Consider the following 21,216-nt stretch of genomic DNA (forward strand, 5'->3'; position numbering starts at 1 on the left):
CGACACTGACGGCTTTCAATCATTCCAGAGCCGTTTTCCATGCAGTCACCTTCCGCCACGCTGCAACGCCATACTGCCCAACAGAGCGAATACCGCGCAATGATCTCTGCCCTGCGCGCCGTGCTCGACGCATCGACCTCACTGCAGACCTACTACCTCACACCCCAGACACATTCACGCCTGGGTGCAGCCCACGACCAGGCGCAAAACCTTCTGCAAGCACTGTTCGATGACAGCGGCGAGCCACAATTGGCGGCCTACCTGCAAACGTCCAGAGGATCATTGCTGCAAGTCGACGCCGCAGCCGGTCACTGCAGCTTTTCCTTCAATCGTCCCGATGGCAGCTGCGCCCGCTTCACCATCGAGGATGTCACCCGGGCCTCCAGCACAATTCAAGAATTTCAGCGAGCGTTGCTGAGTATAGGCGCACACCTGCGTTCCGACAGGCTGCTGCCGTTGTCACAACTGCTGCGTGAGTCCGGGTTCACATTTACGGATGCACAGGACGCCACCGCACTGGCCCGGTTGATCCGCAAGGTCGAAGAACAACGCGCCTGCCACCGACTTAATCTGCGACACCAGCCGGCGCTGACGGTACTGATGAGCGACGATGACAAAGCCGCGATTCACGACCTGATTGGCGACTGGCTTACCGGCAAAACCCTGTCGGCCATAGACAGCCTGGCCAGCGAAGTAACGCCTGCCTTCACCCGCCAGCAACTGGAACAGCAGCCTGCCGCCTGCCTGGATCGCCTGCTCGACACCCCCAAGGCGCGTGACCTGGGCCAGCGCTTGCTGCAGAAATTGCAATGGTATGGCGCGCGGCCCGATGAGCCGACCGTCCCCGATATCGGCCTGCGTTTACTGCTCGAAGCGTTGTGCCTGTGGTATGAACTGCCCGGCGAAGGCAGCTCGACCGAAGTGGCCGGTTTTGCGCTGGAACAACGCGCTCACTACGGCGCCAGCTACGCCAGCATTCGCCGGGACTTTTTACAGCACCTGGAGGATTCTCACCGAACCTCGACCCCGACCGAAAAACATCTGCTGGGATGGGTATGCCTGACGCAGTTCGGACCGGAATTTCAAGTGCGCGACATTCCTGACGACCTGCCGTACGCCAGCTCGGTGGTCTGGGTCAATTTCGTGCATGGCGTGCACCTCGCACATGCCCTTGATCCACAGTTGCTGGAACATCTGAGCTTTCAGCAACTGGTCGATCTGCCGCTGCACAAAAGCGAAAACGCCAGCACCGACCTGCAAACCCTGATCGCCATGACCCGAGTGGCTGCCGCGCAGACCTGGACACTGGCCACCGGAGCCCAGGTCGCTGCGAACGAGACATCCGGCGATGACGCTGCCCTGCAAGCGCTGGAAGACCACAAGAAGCAAATGAACGCAGCGATCCTGCAACTGGACATCGAGCCGCCACGGCGACTCGCATTGGCAAAACAGCAACTGGACAAGGCGCTGGCCAACGAGCTGTACGATCACACGACGATTCGCCTCAAACGCCACCATCCTTCAACGCCCAACCGTAGCCGACGCAGCATTATCGACACCCCGGATGTGGCATTGCCGACCTGGCCGTTGCTGGAGGTCTATGCCGCTGGCGGGTTGAGCCCCGACACGCGCTGGTACGTCAGCAACGATGGCCGCAGTGCCAGCGAATGGATCAGCCTCAACGCAGCAGGCAAACTGCAAAGCGGTATTGTCGATACCGGACATCCAGGCCGACGCCTTTCACGGTTTCCGAGCAACTGCACCTTGCCCGAGATCAGGCCCTTGTTCGAGCAGCAGTACGACGACTATCTGAGCGAGGCCCGCAAAGCCTATGAATACCTGATCAAGTCGCTGCTGGTCACACTGCCGTGGCCCGACCGCCGGGCACTGGAGCACGGCGAAGTGCGGATTCACAGCCTCAGGGATCCGACACGGCATATCGAAGCTCACCTGGAGACAGCGGAAAACATCCTGCCGCACCGGGCCCGCATGGGCTTCGTGTTGCAGGCGACGTATCAGGGCCCGCCACAATTCTACGAATGCCTGCCTCGTGCCGGCATCATTCGTAAACGCCCGGATCTGGATGGCACACATGTTGGCGGTCTGTTATTGCCACCCCTGCCGCCCAAACGTGGACGGACCAAGGGCCAGAGCATCAGCCGCATCGTCGCCCGCCGCCTGCCGTTCGATCGAAAAGCACACTGGGACGGTTCGACACCCGCCCCCGACGCCAAATGCGTCGCGATCCTCGAACCGCTGGGCGACTCCCTCCCGGTTTCGATGATCCCGGCGGCCCATCACGACAGTTCGCCGAACCTGACCTTCACCTCGCCGCGCACGGCGCACATCGCCTCGTTCATCGCGACCCGGTTGTTCTATGCCGATGAGCAGGCGCTGCGCAGTGAGGCCTGGGGTGATACCCGCTTCGAGCGCGACAGCCGCAAACAGCACTGGACTCATGCCCTCAAGGGCTTTATCCCGTTCTGGGGCAGTCTCGAAGACCTGCAGTCGGACAGTCCGGGCAAACGCGCAATGGGCGTACTCGGCCTGCTCCTCGATATCGTCTCGTTCGCGATTCCCTTGGGCAAATTCGTCGCCGGCAGCATTCGCCTCGCGGCCGTGGCCGGGAAAATGGCGATTCGCGTCGCCCTGCCACGCATGGCGCAATTGTCGAAAAACCTGCTGGTTTCGAGCTTGAGAAACCTCAATCCGCTGGACGCTGCGCCTGCTTTGCTCAAGCTCGGCGGCCGAGGTGCGATCGGCGCAGTGCGGGCCGTGGCGCATCTGGAACACCGCGCGGTTGCACGTCTGAAAAGGCTGGCCGGCAGAAGCGCTGACTATGACCTGCTGCACAGTCTGCCCCAGGCACTGGATGCCGGGCGCTGGAAAGCGCTGAACCCTGCCGATCATCTGGCCGTGGTCAGAGGCATTGACGATGTGCCGGTGCGCAACGTCGGCGGCTCGCGGCATCACTTGCTCGATCCGCTGTCCGACCGCCCTTATGGGCCGCAGTTGCTCGCACACGAGCATGATTTTTCGCTGGGGCGTTCGCACTACCGCACCGTGAAAAAAACCGACGATCAGATCGATATCGAAGTAGCGCCGAACACCCGCGTCGAGCTTGTCCCCGAGGCTGGCGGACGCACCACGGTCTTGATCGATGATGTGCCCTATCGACTCGACGGCGATGAACTGCGCCGGGTCGAGCTGCTCGATGACAGTCAGCACTGGACGCTGCTGCCGTGCAGGATCCGTCGCGCACCGGGCGCGGGCGACTGCCGCGTCAGCTACATCACCGCAGAACCCGCCCCGACGCCCGCCGTCGGCACCATCGACAAGGAAAAGGGTTACGCGCCATGGTTCGGCGAGCGGGTTTCGGAGCCGGCCACCCTGCCCCGGCGTGACGGAACGTTTCTGGCGGTCGATGCCAGGCTTTATCAGATCATCGATAACCGCCCGAGGCTGTTCACCGGCGACCTGCGACGCCTTGGGTTCCATCAAGGCAGGCTGGTGCCAAGACAGCAGATTCAAGCCACGCTGCAGTTTCGCAAAGGCATTTATGCGCGGATAAAAACCGGCGGCACCTACGACGGCATTGACGATTCACATCAGGTCGGCGCCGTGCTGATGCCGGCCATCGACGACTCGGCCACCCATGTGTTTTTCCGGGTCAACCACCACGAGTACTACCTGGCAACCTTCGCCAAAGGCGAAATCCCCGGCAAGCAGCTGACGTTCAAGCGCCTGGCACCCGCCGAACTGGCCGACGGCACCCTCGGCGCTGAACTGCTGACCGTCTACACCGGCTCGCTGCATGCCAACAACATGGTGCGCATCCATGGTCTGGAATCGGTGCAGCGCGCGATGCAGACCATGGAACAGATCGCGATCCCCATCGGCACCACGGCCATGCCTGCAAACAATATGAAATGGCTGAAGGTCGACACCAGCCCGGGCGAAGCACTGATGTTCGATCACTCGACACGGATGATCGTCACCCGCCTGCCCGAAGGCGCCGTCACTTGGGCGCGCAGCAAGGAAGCGCCGGAAGCCTTTCGGCAGAAAACCGCAGAGATTTTCGACACGTTGTTTCTGTCACCAACAATCAACCCGTCCAACACTAACGCGGCCCTGCGCATCGACAGTGCCATGCAGAAACTGCACAACCTGTTGCCCGTGCGTGAGCGGCCGGTCAACGCACGTAACATCGCCTATGCCGAAGTCACCACGACCAGCGGCAAACGGGAGATCTACGTCAGCGTGTCCGGCGCGCAAGGGAGCACCCAGCGCCTGCCGCTGTTTCGCCACATGGGTGCCAATCACGTGCGGATCGGCGACACCACTTACGTCAACATCGACTACAACCCAAGCTTCCCGCGCACCTCGCTGGAGGTCACCGAGCAAGGGCAACTGCTGGCCGTGCCGCTGACCATCAAGGAGCTGAAAACCTATCAGCCGACGCAAACCAGCCGGCCGACCTCGCTGGACAGCGAAAGCAAACTGATCAGCGTGCTGCGCGAGAAATATCCCGACCCGACAGAGATCCGCGCGGTCGACATCGCAACAACCATGCGCCCGTGCGAATCCTGTTCGGTGGTGATGAAGCAGTTCGGCCATGACGGCGGCGAGGCGGCGTTGCAGGTGCTGTGGGGCTGATTACAGGCGCTGCAGGTGGCCGTAGAGCTTGGCGTAGAGGCCGCCATCGGCGATCAGTTGCTGGTGGTCGCCATCCTCGGCCACTTGCCCGCCATCGAACACCAGCACCCGATCCGCCTGCTTCACCGCCGACAGGCGATGGGCAATGATCAGCGTGGTGCGGCCGCTGAGAAAGCGCGCCATGGCCTGATGCAGGTTGTATTCGGTGGCAGCGTCGAGGGCCGAAGTGGCTTCGTCGAGAATCACCACTTTCGGCTCGGCGAGGATCATCCGCGCAATCGCCAGACGCTGGCGCTGACCGCCGGACAGACGCACGCCGGAGCGTCCAACGATGCTGTCGAGACCGTCCGGCAGCGCCCGGATGGTCGCCTCCAGCTGGGCGATTTCCAGCGCCTGCCAGCAGGCTTCGTCACTGCGGGTGCGGCCCATGGTCAGGTTGGCGCGCACGCTGTCGTTGAACAGCGCCGGGTGCTGCAGCACCACCGCGACGTTTTCACGAATCAGCTCCAGGCCGATTTCCTGTTGGGTCGAACCGCCGAAACGGATAGTCCCGGACAACGGCGTGTACAGCCCTAACAACAGTTGCACCAGAGTACTTTTGCCGCCGCCACTGGCACCGACAATCGCGACTTTCTCACCGGGGGCAATGGACAGGTTCATCTGATCCACCACCAATTCATCGCCGTAACCGAAGCTCAACCCCTGCACCTCAATGCCCACGGTTTCCCGGCCCTTGAACGGATCGACGCCGCCCGGGTATTGCGGCTCGTCGGCCCGCGCCAGCAGTTCGTTGATCCGCGCCAGTGCGCCACCCGCCGCGTAGTAGGCGTATTGCAGATTGAGCAGCTGCTCGACCGGGCCGATCATGAACCACAGGTAGCTGAACACCGCGAGCATCTGGCCGATCGACAGGTCGGAGAACAGCACCGTGAGCATCGCCGCCGCGCGGAAGATGTCGATGCCGAACTGGAACAGCAGACCACTGGCGCGGTTCGACGCATCGGTCTTCCACTGCGAGTTGACCGCATAGTTACGCACTTCCTGCGCGCGCAAGCCGAGTCGCCCGAGGAAGAAACCCTGACGGTTGCCGGCGCGCACTTCCTGGATCGCATCGAGGGTTTCGCTCAAGGCTTGAGTGAAACGCGAGGTGCTGTCGTTCTCGAGTTTCTTCAGGTGCTTGACCCGCTTGCCCAGTTGCACCGTGGCGTAGATCACCAATGGATTGAACAGCAGGATCAGCAGCGCCAGCTTCCAGTGCATCCACATCAGGATGCTCGCGGTGCCGACCAGCGTCAGCATCGCCACCAGAAACCGGCTGAGGGTTTCGCCGACAAACTTGTCGAGGGTGTCCAGATCGGTGACCAGATGGGTGGTCACGGTGCCGCTGCCGAGGCTTTCGTATTCGCCGAGGGAAATCCTTTTCAGGCGCTCGATCAGCCGCACGCGAATGCGGTAGACGATGTCCTTGGCCAGCCGCGCAAACAGCCGCGCCTGCAACACGCCAAAACACAGGGCGCTGCAACGCAGAGTCAGGGTGACCACCAGCATCAGGCCGATGTAACCCGCCGCTTGTTGCCACATCGACGGCAGCACGTGGTTCATGACTTTCAGCGCGGCATCGCCATGCCCGAGCAGGACTTCGTCCACCAGCAAGGGCAACAGCAACGGAATCGGCACACTGCACAGCGTCGCCAGCACGGCCACGCCGTTGGCGATCCACAGGGATTTTTTGTGATGCAGTGCCAGGCGCCGGACTTCTGCCCAGCTCAGCCGGTCGACACGCTTTACGGCTGGCGTGTCATCGGCCAGGTCAGGCACAGGCGGCGCGCTCCAGCCAGCGACCAAGCAGCGGCGAGAGTTCGCTGAGCGGTTGATAGCCGTTGGTCAACAGCGCCAGTTGGCCGTTGCGCTCGGCGAGCAGGGTCGGGAACCCGGCGATGCCCAGATCCTGCACCCAGCTGAAATCAGCCTGAGTCGCTTTGTGTTGGTCGGCATGATCGAACAAGGCAGCAAATTCGATGCGCGGCACGCCAGCCTTTTCAGCCAGCCCCACCAACACACTGGCCTGAGTGACATCGCGGCCTTCAGCGTAAAACGCCTGCTGGATCAGGCCGACCAGCGTCCACGCGCAATCCGGCGCCAGGCTGCGCGCGGTGACGATTGCCCGACAGGCCGGCTCGGTGTCGTAGACAAAACCGTCGGGCAACGCCCCGTCGAACTTGAACGGCTGACCGGTAGCCTCGTTGACCGCTTGCCAGTGCTCGAGGATGTAGCGCCGCGTAGTCGGTTCCAGCGCCGCACCGCTACCGGTGCGCAACCCGCCGACCACCAGGTGCAACTCCACCCCGGCTGCCTGCGCCTGCTCGACCAATGCCTTGGCAACCGGAGCGAACCCCCAGCACCAGGAACACATCGGATCCATCACATAGAGCAGGCGCGCAGTCATGATCAGGCCTCGGTGGATGCTTGTTTATAGTTGTAGCCGATCGGGTGCGGCATGTTGCGCGCCTTGGCCAGTTCGATCTGCTTCTGCCGATCGATGGCGCTGCGGCGGGTTTTCTCGCTCAGCTTGTCCCAGCAATGCGGGCAGCTGATGCCGGCCACGTAGTGCTCGGAGGCGCGATCTTCAACACTGACCGGTGTGCGGCAGGCATGACATTGATCGTAGTCGCCTTCGCTGAGGTCGTGACGCACGGTCACCCGGTTGTCGAACACGAAGCAGTCACCCTGCCACTTGGTTTCTTCCTGCGGCACCTCTTCGAGGTACTTCAGGATGCCGCCCTTGAGGTGGTAAACCTCTTCGAACCCCTCGCCCAGCATGTAACTGGAGGCTTTCTCGCAGCGAATGCCGCCGGTGCAGAACATCGCGACCTTCTTGTGCACGGCCGGGTCGAAGTGTTCTTTGATGTAGTCGGGGAATTCGCGAAAACTGGTGGTTTTCGGATCGATGGCGCCTTCGAAGGTGCCGATCGCCACTTCGTAGTCGTTGCGGGTGTCGATCAGCAGCACTTCCGGGTCGCTGATCAGCGCGTTCCAGTCCTGCGGCTCAACGTAGGTGCCGACCTTTTTGTTCGGGTCCACGCCTTCGACGCCAAGGGTGACGATCTCTTTCTTCAACTTGACCTTGGTGCGGTAGAACGGCTGCTCGTCGCAGTACGACTCTTTGTGGTCGATGTCGATCATGCGCGGGTCGTTCTTCAGCCAGGCGAGCAGGCCGTCGATGCCTTCGCGGCTGCCGGACACGGTGCCGTTGATGCCTTCTTCGGCGATCAGCAGAGTGCCTTTGATGCCATTGTCGACCATCGCTTGCAGCAGGGGCTCGCGCAGGTCAACGTAATCTTCGAGGGTGACGAACTTATACAGTGCCGCCACGACAATCGGTTGTGTCATGGGTATTTCTCCAGGTGGCTACCCTCGCAAAGGGTGAACCGGATTCAAAAAAAACGCGCCGGGTGAGCGGCGCGTTGCGGATTCTAGCAAAAACAGGATCGTTATAGGATGTGCCGAGAACTCTGTGGCGAGGGGATTTATCCCCGATGGGCTGCGAAGCGGCCCCAAAACCCGCAAATGCAGTCTCTCAGGGATACCGCATTCTGTGGGTTTACGACTGCTGCGCAGCCGATCGAGGCGGTGCGACGTTTCGCTAAATCACCTCGCCACAAAAGCTCCCACACCACAAAAAGCCCGTTACATCCAAAGTCAGTGTTTGCTACCGCCGGCACAGGTCGGCGACGCCGGGGCGGCGCCGACTTCTGCCCATTCCTGCGGGGTGTAGGTGTGCAGCGCCAACGCATGGAACTCGCCCATCAGCTCGCCGAGCGTGCCGTAGACTTTCTGGTGGCGCTTGACCCGGTTCAGGCCTTCGAACTGCGCGCTGACCACCACTGCCTTGAAGTGCGTCTGTAACCCGCGACTGTGCATGTGGCTTTCGTCCAGCACTTGCAGATGCTCAGGCTGCAGCAGGCCCAGCGTCGATTCGATGCGTTGTTGCATGGTCATCACGAACTCCGCTTACTTCTTCTTGGCCGGCGCAGCGCCTTTCGGTGCCAGCTCGTTGGTCATGTCGTCGAGCAACTTGTTGACGACAGGCACGGCGCTTTCCAGCTTGGCCTGGGTCATCTGGGCCGATTGCTGGGTCAGCTGCGGCATTTTTTCCAGGACTTTCTTGCCCAGTGGCGACTGGTAGAACGCGACCAGGTCTTTGAGCTCCGATTCGCTGAAGTTGCTGGTGTAGAGCTTGACCATGTCAGGCTTGAGCTTGTTCCAGCCGATGGCCTGGTCCAGGGCGGCGTTGGCCTTGGCCTGGTAGGTTTCCAGTACGGCTTTCTTGGATTCCGGGGCTTTGGTCTGTTCAAAACGCTGAGCGAACATTTGCTGCACTTGCATGTACACCGGAGTGCCCAGCTTGTCAGCGTGCGCCAGGGTCAGGAAAGCTTCAGCACTGGCGTTGTGGCTGGCGGTATCGGCAAGCACCTGGCCGCTGGCGCAAACCAGTGCAACCGCGGTGCAGATGGCACGAAGACGAGTCATCGAGTTTCCTTTTCAGCTAAGCGAGGTCAAACCCCAAGGGCGACCATTCTGCGCCTAAAAAACCTCGTGGCTCAACCCCCGAGCCTTGCCGCGCTTGATTGGCCGGGTTTTACCGGTCAACAATCGGTTCGAGGGAACCACCTGGGCCTGACCGGGCCTAAACTGCGCAAACAGACCAACAGGAGTGTGCACGATGAGCCGTATCGAAACCGACAGCCTGGGCCAGATCGAAGTCCCGGACGACGCCTACTGGGGTGCTCAGACGCAACGCTCGCTGATCAACTTCGCCATTGGTCAGGAACGCATGCCGCTGCCGGTACTGCACGCCCTGGCCCTGATCAAGAAAGCCGCCGCCCGGGTCAACGACCGTAACGGCGATTTGCCCGCCGACATCGCCCGCCTGATCGAACAAGCCGCCGACGAAGTGCTCGACGGTCAGCATGACGACCAGTTTCCGCTGGTGGTCTGGCAGACCGGCAGCGGCACCCAGAGCAACATGAACGTCAACGAAGTGATCGCCGGCCGTGCCAACGAGCTGGCCGGCAACCCGCGCGGCGGCAAGTCGCCGGTGCACCCGAACGATCACGTCAACCGCTCGCAAAGCTCCAACGACTGCTTCCCCACCGCCATGAGCATCGCCACCGCCAAAGCCGTGCAGGAGCAATTGCTGCCGGCGATCGCCGAGCTGTCCGGGGGTCTGGCCGAACTGGCCGCACGCCATATGAAACTGGTGAAGACCGGTCGCACGCACATGATGGACGCGACGCCTATCACCTTCGGTCAGGAGCTGTCGGGCTTTATAGCGCAGCTGGATTACGCCGAACGGGCGATCCGCGCCGCACTGCCGGCGGTGTGTGAACTGGCGCAGGGCGGCACTGCCGTCGGCACCGGCCTGAATTCGCCGCACGGCTTTGGCGAAGCGATTGCCGCGGAACTCGCCGCGCTGTCCGGTCTGCCGTTCGTCACTGCGCCGAACAAGTTTGCCGCGCTGGCCGGGCATGAGCCGCTGACCAGTCTGTCCGGCGCCTTGAAGACCCTCGCCGTGGCGCTGATGAAAATCGCCAACGACCTGCGCCTGCTCGGCTCCGGCCCTCGCGCAGGCTTGGCCGAAGTCAAGCTGCCGGCGAACGAGCCGGGCAGTTCGATCATGCCCGGCAAGGTCAACCCGACCCAGTGCGAAGCGCTGTCGATGCTCGCCTGCCAGGTGTTGGGCAACGACGTCACCATCGGCATCGCGGCGAGTCAGGGTCACCTGCAACTGAACGTGTACAAACCGGTGATCATCCACAACATGTTGCAATCGATCCGCCTGCTCGCCGACGGCTGCAGCAACTTCCAGCAGCACTGCATTGCAGGCCTTGAGCCGGACGCGCAGGTCATGGCCCAGCATCTGGAACGCGGCCTGATGCTGGTAACAGCGCTGAACCCGCACATCGGTTACGACAAGTCGGCGGAAATCGCCAAGAAGGCGTACGGCGAAGGCCTGACCTTGCGCGAGGCGGCGCTGCAGCTGGGGTATCTGACCGATGAAGAGTTCGATGCCTGGGTGCGGCCGGAGAACATGATCGAGGCCGGCGCCAAGGGCTGAGATTTGTAGCGCCTGACAGGCCGCCTTCGCGAGCAAGCTCGCTCCCACATTGGTACGGCATACACCGATCAAAATGTGGGAGCGGGCTTGCTCGCGAAGAACGATAAAGCGGTCTAACTGGCTGCAATCCGCATCCGCCGCGCCTTCAACCCGGCAATCAGCGACGGCCCCAACGCCACCAGCGCCGACCCCAGCACCACCAGCACCGCCCCGCCATAACCCAGCCCATTGATCTGCTCGGCATGCACATATTCCGGCCACACCCCGGCGGCAATCGCCACCGCGCCAAACGTCACCAACGGCGTGATCGCCAGCGTCGCACTGACCCGCGAGGCCTCCCAGTGCGCCAGTGCTTCAGCAAAGGCACCGTAGGCAATCAGCGTGTTCATGCAGCACGCCAGCAACAGCCAGCCTTGCACCGGGCTCAGTTCCAGTGCTTCGAGCGGATGCACCCACGGTGTCAGCAACAGCGCGCAGAACAGGTAGATCACCATCATCACCTGCAGCGAATTCCACACCGTGAGCAATTGCTTCTGCCCCAGTGCGTAGAAGGTCCAGACCGTCGAGGCCAGCAGCACCAGCAACACCCCTGCGGTGTAGTCCGACAATGAGGTGAGCAGTTCAGCCAGACGCTGATTGAAGAACAGCACAAAGCCGATCAGCAGCACCGCCAGGCCAATGCCCTGACCGATGCTGAAGCGCTCCTTGAACACAAACAGGCTGGCGATCAGCAACATGATCGGCCCCATCTGCACAACCAACTGCGCGGTGCCGGGGCTGAGCAGGTTAAGGCCCATCAGGTACAGCACGTAGTTGCCCACCAGCCCGAGCACCGCCATCAGCACCAGCCAGCCACCCCGGGGGCCGAGCACCTTGCGGCTCGGCAGGCGGCGCGTGGCCGCCAGGTAGATGAACAGGCAGCCGCCGGAGACCAACAGGCGAAACCAGGTCACCGTGATCGGGTCCATCACCAGCAGCACCTGCTTGAGTTTGATCGGCAGGATGCCCCACAAAAACGCCGTCAGCAGCGCCAGGAACAGACCGTAGACCCAGCGACCGGATGAAATGTGCATGCGAACCCCAATGCCTGCTGACGAGAGCGGTCATTCTAGGCCCGCCGACAGACGCAACACAGGGACAGTTCGGGCCAGGCCGCGAATGAAACTGTGCAGGTCGCAGCATTAAATTGACGCTTTGCCGTTGATCGGCTGACGAAGCGCGCCAAGTGCTTCAGGCATAAGCTGATTGGATCCCTGCAACGGATCAATCAAGGAGCCGGATCATGTACGGAATGCGCGCCGAAGACAGCGCCCCCGCCACGCACTTTCGCAGCGACCGGTTGTGTCGGGTCAATGGCGAACTGTTTTTCAGCACGCGGGAGAACACCCTTGAGGGGCCGTTCGATTCCCCGGATAAGGCTGAGCAGGAAATTCAGGCGTATATCGCGCGGATGCAGCTTCTGGATTCCAACCGATGAACCGAGTTGATGCCTTCGCGAGCAAGCTCGCTCCCACATTCTGATCGGTGTACGCCGTACCAATGTGGGAGCGAGCTTGCTCGCGAAGGCGTCCTGACAGTCAATACAAATCTGCAGGTTTAACGAACAGCCTCAAACAACCCCGTCGCCCCCATCCCGCCCCCCACGCACATGGTCACGATGCCGTAACGCAAATTACGCCGCTGCAACTCACGCACCAGATGCCCGACCTGCCGCGAACCGGTCATGCCGAACGGGTGGCCGATGGAAATCGAGCCGCCGTTGACGTTGTATTTGTCGTTGTCGATCTCCAGCCGATCGCGGGCATACAGGCATTGCGAGGCAAAAGCCTCGTTGAGCTCCCACAGATCAATATCCGCCACTTGCAAGCCCTTGGCCTTGAGCAGTTTCGGCACCGAGAACACCGGGCCGATGCCCATTTCGTCCGGCTCGCAACCGGCGACGGTGAAACCACGGAAAAACGCCTTCGGCTTGAGCCCCAGTTGCAGGGCTTTTTCCAGGCTCATCACCAGGGTCATGGACGCGCCGTCGGACAGCTGCGACGAGTTGCCGGCGGTGACCGAACCGTCCTCGGCAAACACCGGTTTCAGTCCGGCGAGACTTTCGTAAGTGGTGTCCGGACGGTTGCAGTCGTCGCGATCAACGATGCCGTCGAGGATCTGCACCTCACCACTGTTCTTGTCTTCGACCCGGTACTTGACCGCCATCGGCACGATTTCATCATTGAACAGCCCGGCCGCTTGCGCCTGGGCAGTGCGCAGCTGGCTTTGCAGCGCGTAACGATCCTGGGCCTCGCGGCTGACGTCGTAACGGCGCGCAACCACTTCGGCGGTCTGGCCCATGGTGTAGTAGATGCCCGGCACCTGCTGCTTGAGCAACGGGTTGATCAGGTGATCGGTGTTGACGCTTTTCAGAGTCAGACTGATCGATTCGACGCCGCCGGCAACAATGATGTCGCTGCATCCGGAGGCGATCTGGTTGGCGGCAATCGCGATCGCCTGCAACCCCGAAGAACAGAAACGGTTAAGGGTCATGCCGGCCACGCCGGTGCCCAGACGCGACAGCACCGCCACGTTGCGGCCGATGTTGTAGCCCTGCGCGCCCTCGTTGGAGCCGGCGCCGACAATGCAGTCCTCGACGCTGGCCGGGTCGATGTCATTGCGCGACAGCAGCGCGTTGACGCAATGGGCCGCCATGTCGTCGGGGCGGGTCTGGTTGAACTTGCCGCGAAAGGACTTGGCCAGGCCGGTCCGCACGCTGTCGACGATCACCACTTCACGCATGGCATACCTCAATTGTTGTTGTCGGAGGAGAGTGAAACGAGCATAAGTCCACCCTGCCGCCGACCGCGACAATCATTCACCCCGCGTATGCGTGTCCATCGGCTCAGTCCTTTTGTTTTCTCGCGCGTTTGTCGGACTTCGCGAATGCTTCCTCAAGCGCTCGGTTGATCGTGCGCAGGACCTTGACCCGGGCCCAGCGTTTGTCATTGGCCTCGACCAGCGTCCACGGCGAAATCTCGGTGCTGGTACGGTCGACCATGTCGCCCACGGCGGCGCGGTAGGCGTCCCACTTGTCGCGGTTGCGCCAGTCGTCCTCGGTGATCTTGAAGCGCTTGAATGGAATCTGCTCGCGGGCCTGGAAGCGCTCCATCTGCGTGTCCTTGTCGATCGCCAGCCAGAACTTGACGACGATGACCCCGGCGTCGGCGATCTGCTCTTCGAAATCGTTGATCTCGCTGTAAGCCCGCAGCCAGTCGGCCGGGCTGCAGAAGCCCTCGACCCGCTCCACCAGCACCCGGCCATACCAGGAGCGGTCGAACACGGTGAACTTGCCCCGCGCCGGCAAATGCCGCCAGAAGCGCCACAGATACGGCTGCGCGCGCTCCTCTTCGGTCGGCGCGGCAATCGGCACGATGCTGTACTGACGCGGATCGAGCGCCGCCGCGACCCGGCGGATCGCCCCGCCCTTGCCCGCCGCATCGTTGCCTTCGAACACCGCCACCAGTGCGTGACGGCGCATGCGTTTATCGCGCATCAGCCCGGACAGCCGCGCCTGCTCGGTGATCAGTTGTTCTTCGTAGTCTTTCTTTTCCAGCCGCTGGTTCAGGTCGAGGCTGTCGAGCAGGTTGAGTTGATCGACCGCCGTGCCCAACGGGGCGGCGTTGACCTCTTCGGTATGCACCTCTGGACGCTTGAGCGCATTCTGCAGGCCCTCCAGCAGGATTTTGCCGACGGCGAGACTGCGATAATTGGCGTCCATGCCTTCGATGATGTGCCACGGCGCATAGTCGCGACTGGTGCGACGCAACACGCGCTCGCCGTATTTGACGAACTTGTCGTAGGTCTGCGATTGCTGCCAGTCCAGCGGGCTGATGCGCCAGCTGTGCAGCGGGTCGTCGGCCAGCGCCTTGAGCCGCGCTTTCATCTGCTTCTTGGACAGGTGGAACCAGAACTTGAAGATCAGCGCGCCTTCATCGCAGAGCATTTTTTCCAGACGCTCGGCGGCGTTGATCGCCTGATCCAGACGCGGATCCTTGAACAGACCGTGAACCCGGCCCTGAAGCATCTGGCTGTACCAGTTGCCGAAGAACACGCCCATCCGCCCCTTGGCCGGGAGCATCCGCCAGTAACGCCACGCCGGTGGCCGCGCCAGCTCTTCATCGGTCTGCTGATCGAAAGTACGCACCTCGATCAGGCGCGGGTCCATCCACTCGTTGAGCAACTTGACGGTCTCGCCCTTGCCGGCGCCTTCGATGCCGTTGATCAAAATGATCACCGGAAAACGCTTCTGCTGTTGCAACTCGAACTGCGCTTCCAGCAGTGCTTCACGCAAGGCAGGTACAGCCGCGTCGTAAGTCTCTTTGTCGATGGCATGGCCGATTTCGGCGGATTCAAACATGGGGACGGCTCCTTCCAGGATTCAGCAAGACTAGCGGATTGGGCATGGGCGCGGCGGAGAAATTCCGCTCCTTTTGGCTTCAAGAAAAACTCTGTGGTGAGGGGATTTATCCCCGATGGGCAGCGCAGCGGCCCCAAAGCCATTCAACGCCAGATGCACGCTGGTAGCGGGATTGCGACTGCTACGCAGTCGATCGGGGATAAATCCCCTCGCCACAGGTTGCTCTGATCCGCGCCCAAATCGTTAATTGTCTTCGAGGCTGCACAGCCAGCCCTTGCCATGGATCAAGCACCCTCCGCCCGATCAGCTAGAATGGCCGCCTTGTCGTTGCCGAGCCTGCCATGAAACCTGTATTGCCCCACGCCCAACTCGACTGGGATGACCAGGGACGCCCACGTTCGCGGGTGTTCGATGATGTGTATTTTTCCGACCAGTCGGGGCTGGATGAAACCCGTTACGTGTTCCTCGAACAGAACCGTCTGGCCGAGCGCTTTGCCGCGCTGCCGGCGCACGGGCGACTGGTGATCGGCGAAACCGGCTTCGGCACCGGGCTGAATTTCCTTTGCGCCTGGCAGTTGTTCGAACAGCACGCGGTGGCCGGTGCGCGGCTGCATTTCGTCAGTGTCGAAAAGTACCCGTTGAGTCCGGCTGACCTGCAACGGGCACTGGCCTTGTGGCCGCAGCTCAAGCCGCTGGCCGATCAGTTGCTGACGCAGTACGTGGCGATCCATCAGGGCTTTCAGCGGATCATTCTCGGCAATGGCCGCGTGACGCTGACGCTGCTGATCGGCGATGCGCTGGAGCAACTGCCGCAACTCGATGCGCGGATTGATGCATGGTTTCTCGACGGTTTCGCCCCGGCAAAAAACCCCGACATGTGGACCGCCGAACTGTTCGTCGAACTGGCGCGACTGGCCGCGCCGGGTTCGACCATCAGCACCTTCACCAGCACCGGTTGGGTGCGGCGTCTGCTCAACGCGGCCGGGTTCAAGATGAAACGCACGCCGGGCATCGGCCACAAGTGGGAGATCCTGCGCGGCGAGTTTCTCGGCTGGCCGCAGGACGTCGCGCCACCGCTGCCGGACAAACCGTGGTTCGCCCGCCCTGCCCCGCTGACTGGCGAGCGGCGCGCGCTGGTGATCGGCGCCGGGCTGGCCGGTTGTGCGACCGCTGCCAGCCTCGCCGCGCGCGGCTGGCAAGTCAGTCTGCTGGAGCGTCACGAGGCCGTGGCGCAGGAGGCGTCGGGCAATCCGCAGGGCGTGCTCTATCTGAAATTGTCGGCCCACGGCACCGCGTTGTCGCAACTGATCGTCTGCGGCTTCGGCTACACCCGCCGTCTGCTGGAAACCCTGCAACGCGGCACCGACTGGGACGATTGCGGCGTGCTGCAACTGGCTTTCAATGCCAAGGAAGCCGAGCGTCAGGCGCAACTGGCCGCGGCATTCCCGGAAGATCTGGTGCACTGGCTTGATCAGCCGCAAGCCGAAATCCAAGCCGGGATTGCGCTGGCACACGGCGGGCTGTTCTACCCCGAAGGGGGCTGGGTGCATCCACCCGCGCTGTGCCAGGCGCAAGCCGCGCAAGCGAACATCGAACTGCTCAAGCATCACGAAGTGCTGGAACTGCGCAAGGTCGAAGGTCAGTGGCAAGCCCTCGACGGCGAGCGCGTGCTCGCCAGCGCGCCGGTGGTGATATTGGCCGGCGCGGCGGAGATCAAACGTTTTGCGCAAAGTGCCGAGCTGCCGCTCAAACGCATTCGCGGGCAGATCACGCGCCTGCCACAAACCGCTGAGAGCCAGGCATTGCGCACCGTAGTCTGCGCCGAAGGTTATGTCGCCCCGGCACGCCTGGGCGAACACACGTTGGGCGCGAGTTTCGACTTCAACAGCGATGACCTGACACCGACCACCGCCGAACACTTGGGCAATCTGGCGATGCTCGAAGAAATCTCCAGCGATCTGGTGGCACGTCTGCACATCAATGAGCTGCCGCCGGAAACCCTGGAAGGACGCGCCGCATTCCGCTGCACCAGTCCCGACTATCTGCCGATCGTCGGCCCCCTCGCCGACCGCACAGCCTTCACTCAGGCCTATGCCGCGTTGAGCAAGGACGCGCGACAAGTGCCGGACATCGCCTGCCCGTGGCTCGATGGCCTGTACGTCAACAGTGGCCACGGTTCACGCGGGCTGATCACCGCGCCGCTGTCGGGCGAACTGCTCGCGGCGTGGCTGGACAACGAGCCGCTGCCACTGCCCCGAAGCGTCGCCGAGGCCTGCCATCCCAATCGTTTTGCACTGCGCACGTTGATTCGCGGCAAATGAAAAATCGCGACTGGCCGCTGGTCAGTCGCCCCCTCTTATAACTCATCGTTCTAAAACTCCCACATCTGCAGCGGGTCAGTTTCTGAGTACCGGCCATTTTGGCCTGACTTGAATGACCCCTCCCCAACGGAAAAACCGGTAAGGACTTTATGTGCGGATTAGCTGGCGAGTTACGTTTTGATCATCAACCTGCAGACCTTGCAGCGGTAGAGCGAATCACCCATCACCTGGCCCCTCGCGGCCCCGACGCGTGGGGCTTCCATGCCCAAGGGCCGATTGCCCTGGGCCATCGTCGCCTGAAAATCATGGACCTGTCGGACGGCTCGGCGCAGCCGATGATCGACAGCCAACTCGGTTTGTCCCTGGCCTTCAATGGCGCGATCTACAACTTCCCGGAACTGCGCGCCGAACTCGAAGCGCTGGGCTACGCCTTCTATTCCGGTGGCGACACCGAAGTGCTGCTCAAGGGCTACCACGCTTGGGGCGAAGCGCTGCTGCCCAAGCTCAACGGCATGTTCGCGTTCGCCATCTGGGAGCGTGATGCCCAGCGCCTGTTCATCGCTCGCGACCGTCTCGGCGTGAAGCCTTTGTACCTGTCGCGCACCGGCCAGCGTTTGCGCTTTGCCTCGGCCCTGCCGGCGCTGCTCAAGGGCGGCGACATCAACCCGATCCTCGATCCGGTGGCGCTCAACCACTATCTGAATTTCCACGCGGTGGTGCCCGCTCCACGCACCTTGCTCGCGGGCATCGAAAAGCTGCCGCCAGCGACCTGGATGCGCGTCGAAGCCGATGGCCGCACCGAGCAGAAAACCTGGTGGACCCTGCCCTACGGCCCACATGACGACGAGAAAAACCTGACCCTCGAAGACTGGCGCGACCGCGTGCTCGACAGCACCCGCGAGGCCGTGGCAATCCGTCAACGCGCAGCGGTGGATGTCGGCGTGCTGCTTTCCGGCGGTGTCGATTCAAGCATGCTCGTCGGCCTGCTGCGTGAAGTCGGCGTGGAAAACCTGTCGACCTTTTCCATCGGTTTTCAGGATGCCGGCGGCGAGCGTGGCGATGAATTCCAGTATTCCGATCTGATCGCCAAGCACTACGGCACTCAACATCATCAATTGCGCATCGACGAAAAAGAGATCATCGAGCAACTGCCCGCTGCGTTCCGTGCGATGAGCGAGCCGATGGTCAGCCACGACTGCATCGCCTTCTACCTGTTGTCGCGCGAAGTGGCCAAGCATTGCAAAGTGGTGCAGAGCGGCCAGGGCGCGGATGAGCTGTTCGCCGGTTATCACTGGTATCCGCAAGTCGACGGCGCAGCGGATCCGTATGCAGCCTATCGCGCGGCGTTTTTCGACCGCAGCTACGAAGACTACGCGGCCACCGTACAGCCGAAATGGCTGACCGCGAATGACGCGGCCGGCGACTTCGTGAAGGAGCATTTCGCTCAACCCGGAGCTGATGCGGCAGTGGATAAAGCGCTGCGTCTGGACAGCACGGTGATGCTGGTGGATGACCCGGTCAAACGCGTCGACAACATGACCATGGCCTGGGGCCTGGAAGCGCGTACGCCGTTTCTCGACTATCGCCTGGTGGAACTGTCGGCGCGAATTCCCGGCCAGTTCAAACTGCCCGATGGCGGCAAACAGGTGCTCAAAGAAGCTGCACGTCTGGTGATTCCAAGCGAAGTAATCGACCGCAAGAAAGGCTATTTCCCGGTGCCGGGCCTCAAGCATTTGCAAGGCGACACCCTGAACTGGGTGCGTGAACTGCTGCTGGATCCGAGCCAGGATCGCGGCCTGTTCAACCCGGCCATGCTCGACAAATTGCTGACTGACCCGCAGGGCCAACTGACGCCGTTGCGCGGCTCGAAACTGTGGCAACTGGCGGCCCTGAACCTGTGGCTCAGTGAACAAGGAATCTGATTGATGAAACCTCACGCCACAGCGATCAATCAGCGCCTGTTACGCGGTCAGACACCGTCGTATGAACGCTTGCAGGCGCGTCTGGCCGAGGACGGCAGCGAACTCGGCGCCGACCCCATTGCCGTGCATTGCGGCTGGGGCCGACTGCTGATCGGTCACACCTTTCCTGACCCGGCGACGCTGGCGCAAGAACTGCTCAACGAGCAGCCCGGCGAACGCGATATCGCTCTGTACGTTGCCGCACCGCAGCAGATTCTCGGTCTGGAACCGACGCAACTGTTTCTCGACCCATCCGATACTTTGCGCCTGTGGTTCAGCGACTATCGCCAGGCCACCCGCGTATTTCGCGGCTTCCGTATCCGCCGGGCACAAAGCGAAGCGGACTGGCAGGCGATCAATCTGCTGTATCAGGCGCGCGGCATGCTGCCGATCGATGCCACGCGCCTGACCCCGCATCATCAGGGCGGCCCGGTGTACTGGCTCGCCGAAGATGAAGACAGCGGCGCGGTGATCGGCAGCGTCATGGGCCTCAATCACCAGAAAGCCTTCAACGATCCGGAACATGGCAGCAGCCTGTGGTGCCTGGCGGTGGATCCGCAGTGCTCGCGGCCCGGTGTCGGCGAAGTACTGGTGCGGCACTTGGTCGAGCACTTCATGAGTCGCGGCCTGAGTTATCTGGATCTGTCGGTACTGCATGACAACCGTCAGGCCAAAAATCTTTACGCCAAGCTCGGTTTTCGCAACCTCTCGACCTTCGCCATCAAGCGCAAGAACGGCATCAATCAGACGCTGTTCCTCGGGCCCGGGCCGGAAGCCAACTTCAACCCTTATGCGCGGATCATCGTCGAGGAAGCGCACCGGCGCGGCATCGACGTGCAGGTGGACGATGCCGAGGCCGGGCTGTTCACCCTCAGCCATGGCGGGCGCCGGGTACGTTGCCGCGAATCGTTGAGCGACCTGACCAGCGCGATCAGCATGAGTCTGTGTCAGGACAAAAGCCTGACCCACAAAGTGTTGAAAGGCGCCGGCCTGAAGCTGCCTTCGCAGCAACTGGCGGGCAACGCCGACGACAACCTGGCGTTTCTTGACGAGCATCAGCGTGTGGTGGTCAAGCCGCTCGACGGTGAACAAGGCCAGGGCGTGGCGGTGGATCTACAGAGCATCGAAGAGGTGCAGCAGGCCATCGAAGCCGCCAAGCGTTTCGACAGCCGCGTACTGCTGGAAAGCTTCCACGAAGGCCTCGACCTGCGGATTCTGGTGATCGGTTTTGAAGTGGTGGCGGCAGCGATTCGTCGTCCCGCCGAGGTGGTCGGTGACGGCCATCATTCGATCGGTGCATTGATCGAGGCGCAGAGCCGGCGTCGGCAAGCCGCTACCAGTGGCGAGAGCAAGATCCCGCTGGATCACGAAACCCAACGCACCCTGCACGCGGCCGGGTATGACTACAGCAGCATCCTGCCGGCGGGCGAGCACCTGTTCGTCCGTCGCACGGCCAATCTGCACACCGGTGGCACGCTGGAAGACGTTACGGCGATTCTGCATCCGACCCTGGTCGATGCCGCCGTCCGTGCGGCGCGAGCGCTGGACATTCCGATGGTCGGCCTCGACCTGATGGTGCCGGCGGCGGATCAACCGGAGTACGTGTTTATCGAAGCCAACGAACGCGCGGGGCTGGCCAATCATGAGCCGCAGCCGACGGCGGAGCGCTTTGTCGATTTGTTGTTTCCGCACAGTCAGCCGGCTGTTTCTTGATTCCGAGGCGTCTGGACTGACGCCTTCGCGAGCAAGCCCGCTCCCACA

14 protein-coding genes are annotated in these 21,216 nt (G+C 62.1%); 6 read left to right on the forward strand and 8 right to left on the reverse strand.

Features of this window, described 5'->3' with window-relative positions; genetic code table 11:
• The first annotated feature begins 39 nt into the window (after positions 1-39).
• On the forward strand, positions 40-4,656 hold the full coding sequence (locus J1G18_RS11965) for a deaminase domain-containing protein (protein ID WP_223007742.1): 4,617 nt from the start codon (positions 40-42) through the stop codon (positions 4,654-4,656).
• Here J1G18_RS11965 and J1G18_RS11970 read toward each other — a convergent pair whose 3' ends face one another.
• The 5 genes from J1G18_RS11970 to J1G18_RS11990 all read right to left on the reverse strand — a co-directional run bounded on the left by J1G18_RS11970 (position 4,657) and on the right by J1G18_RS11990 (position 9,186).
• Entirely contained in the window at positions 4,657-6,474 is a 1,818-nt protein-coding gene (locus J1G18_RS11970; RefSeq protein WP_202368689.1) for an ABC transporter ATP-binding protein, read from the reverse strand.
• Positions 6,467-7,069 (reverse strand): DsbA family protein, encoded by a 603-nt coding sequence (locus tag J1G18_RS11975; protein ID WP_223007758.1) that lies wholly within the window; start codon positions 7,067-7,069, stop codon positions 6,467-6,469. Before J1G18_RS11975 ends, J1G18_RS11970 begins: the two co-directional genes overlap by 8 nt.
• Before the next feature lie 35 nt (positions 7,070-7,104).
• On the reverse strand, positions 7,105-8,046 hold the full coding sequence (locus tag J1G18_RS11980; RefSeq protein ID WP_027612407.1) for a rhodanese-related sulfurtransferase: 942 nt from the start codon (positions 8,044-8,046) through the stop codon (positions 7,105-7,107).
• A 309-nt stretch (positions 8,047-8,355) separates the two neighbouring features.
• Complete coding sequence (locus tag J1G18_RS11985; RefSeq protein WP_003226935.1) at positions 8,356-8,655, reverse strand: BolA family protein; 300 nt, start codon at positions 8,653-8,655, stop codon at positions 8,356-8,358.
• 12 nt (positions 8,656-8,667) lie between these two features.
• Complete coding sequence (locus J1G18_RS11990) at positions 8,668-9,186, reverse strand: DUF2059 domain-containing protein (protein ID WP_003226938.1); 519 nt, start codon at positions 9,184-9,186, stop codon at positions 8,668-8,670.
• A gap of 193 nt (positions 9,187-9,379) precedes the next feature.
• On the opposite strand from J1G18_RS11990, the gene J1G18_RS11995 reads away from it, so the two are divergent.
• Positions 9,380-10,774, forward strand: a complete 1,395-nt coding sequence (locus J1G18_RS11995) for a class II fumarate hydratase (protein ID WP_223007743.1) — start codon at positions 9,380-9,382, stop codon at positions 10,772-10,774.
• A 113-nt stretch (positions 10,775-10,887) separates the two neighbouring features.
• On the opposite strand, the gene J1G18_RS12000 is transcribed toward J1G18_RS11995, so the two are convergent.
• Positions 10,888-11,847 carry a DMT family transporter gene (locus J1G18_RS12000; protein ID WP_134787053.1) on the reverse strand — a complete coding sequence of 320 codons (960 nt, stop codon included), beginning with the start codon at positions 11,845-11,847 and terminating at the stop codon, positions 10,888-10,890.
• A gap of 209 nt (positions 11,848-12,056) precedes the next feature.
• On the opposite strand from J1G18_RS12000, the gene J1G18_RS12005 reads away from it, so the two are divergent.
• Positions 12,057-12,251, forward strand: a complete 195-nt coding sequence (locus tag J1G18_RS12005) for a DUF6316 family protein (protein WP_223007744.1) — start codon at positions 12,057-12,059, stop codon at positions 12,249-12,251.
• A gap of 119 nt (positions 12,252-12,370) precedes the next feature.
• Here the strand turns inward: J1G18_RS12005 and J1G18_RS12010 are convergent, their stop codons facing one another.
• Both J1G18_RS12010 and pap read right to left on the reverse strand, forming a co-directional pair.
• Entirely contained in the window at positions 12,371-13,555 is a 1,185-nt protein-coding gene (locus J1G18_RS12010; RefSeq protein WP_134787055.1) for a thiolase family protein, read from the reverse strand.
• 103 nt (positions 13,556-13,658) lie between these two features.
• Positions 13,659-15,173, reverse strand: a complete 1,515-nt coding sequence (pap, locus tag J1G18_RS12015) for a polyphosphate:AMP phosphotransferase (protein WP_098964988.1) — start codon at positions 15,171-15,173, stop codon at positions 13,659-13,661.
• 341 nt (positions 15,174-15,514) lie between these two features.
• Between pap and mnmC the strand changes: the two genes are divergently transcribed.
• From mnmC to ngg, 3 genes are all read left to right on the forward strand, one after another.
• Positions 15,515-17,494 carry a bifunctional tRNA (5-methylaminomethyl-2-thiouridine)(34)-methyltransferase MnmD/FAD-dependent 5-carboxymethylaminomethyl-2-thiouridine(34) oxidoreductase MnmC gene (gene mnmC, locus J1G18_RS12020; protein ID WP_223007745.1) on the forward strand — a complete coding sequence of 660 codons (1,980 nt, stop codon included), beginning with the start codon at positions 15,515-15,517 and terminating at the stop codon, positions 17,492-17,494.
• 149 nt (positions 17,495-17,643) lie between these two features.
• Positions 17,644-19,416 carry an N-acetylglutaminylglutamine amidotransferase gene (locus J1G18_RS12025; RefSeq protein WP_095137247.1) on the forward strand — a complete coding sequence of 591 codons (1,773 nt, stop codon included), beginning with the start codon at positions 17,644-17,646 and terminating at the stop codon, positions 19,414-19,416.
• 3 nt (positions 19,417-19,419) lie between these two features.
• The gene (gene ngg, locus J1G18_RS12030; protein WP_223007746.1) at positions 19,420-21,168 is read left to right on the forward strand and encodes an N-acetylglutaminylglutamine synthetase; all 1,749 of its coding nucleotides are present in this window, start codon (positions 19,420-19,422) and stop codon (positions 21,166-21,168) included.
• Positions 21,169-21,216: the final 48 nt, after the last annotated feature.

It is taken from the genome of Pseudomonas sp. MIS38, assembly GCF_019891575.1.
Classification (GTDB): domain Bacteria; phylum Pseudomonadota; class Gammaproteobacteria; order Pseudomonadales; family Pseudomonadaceae; genus Aquipseudomonas; species Aquipseudomonas putida_A.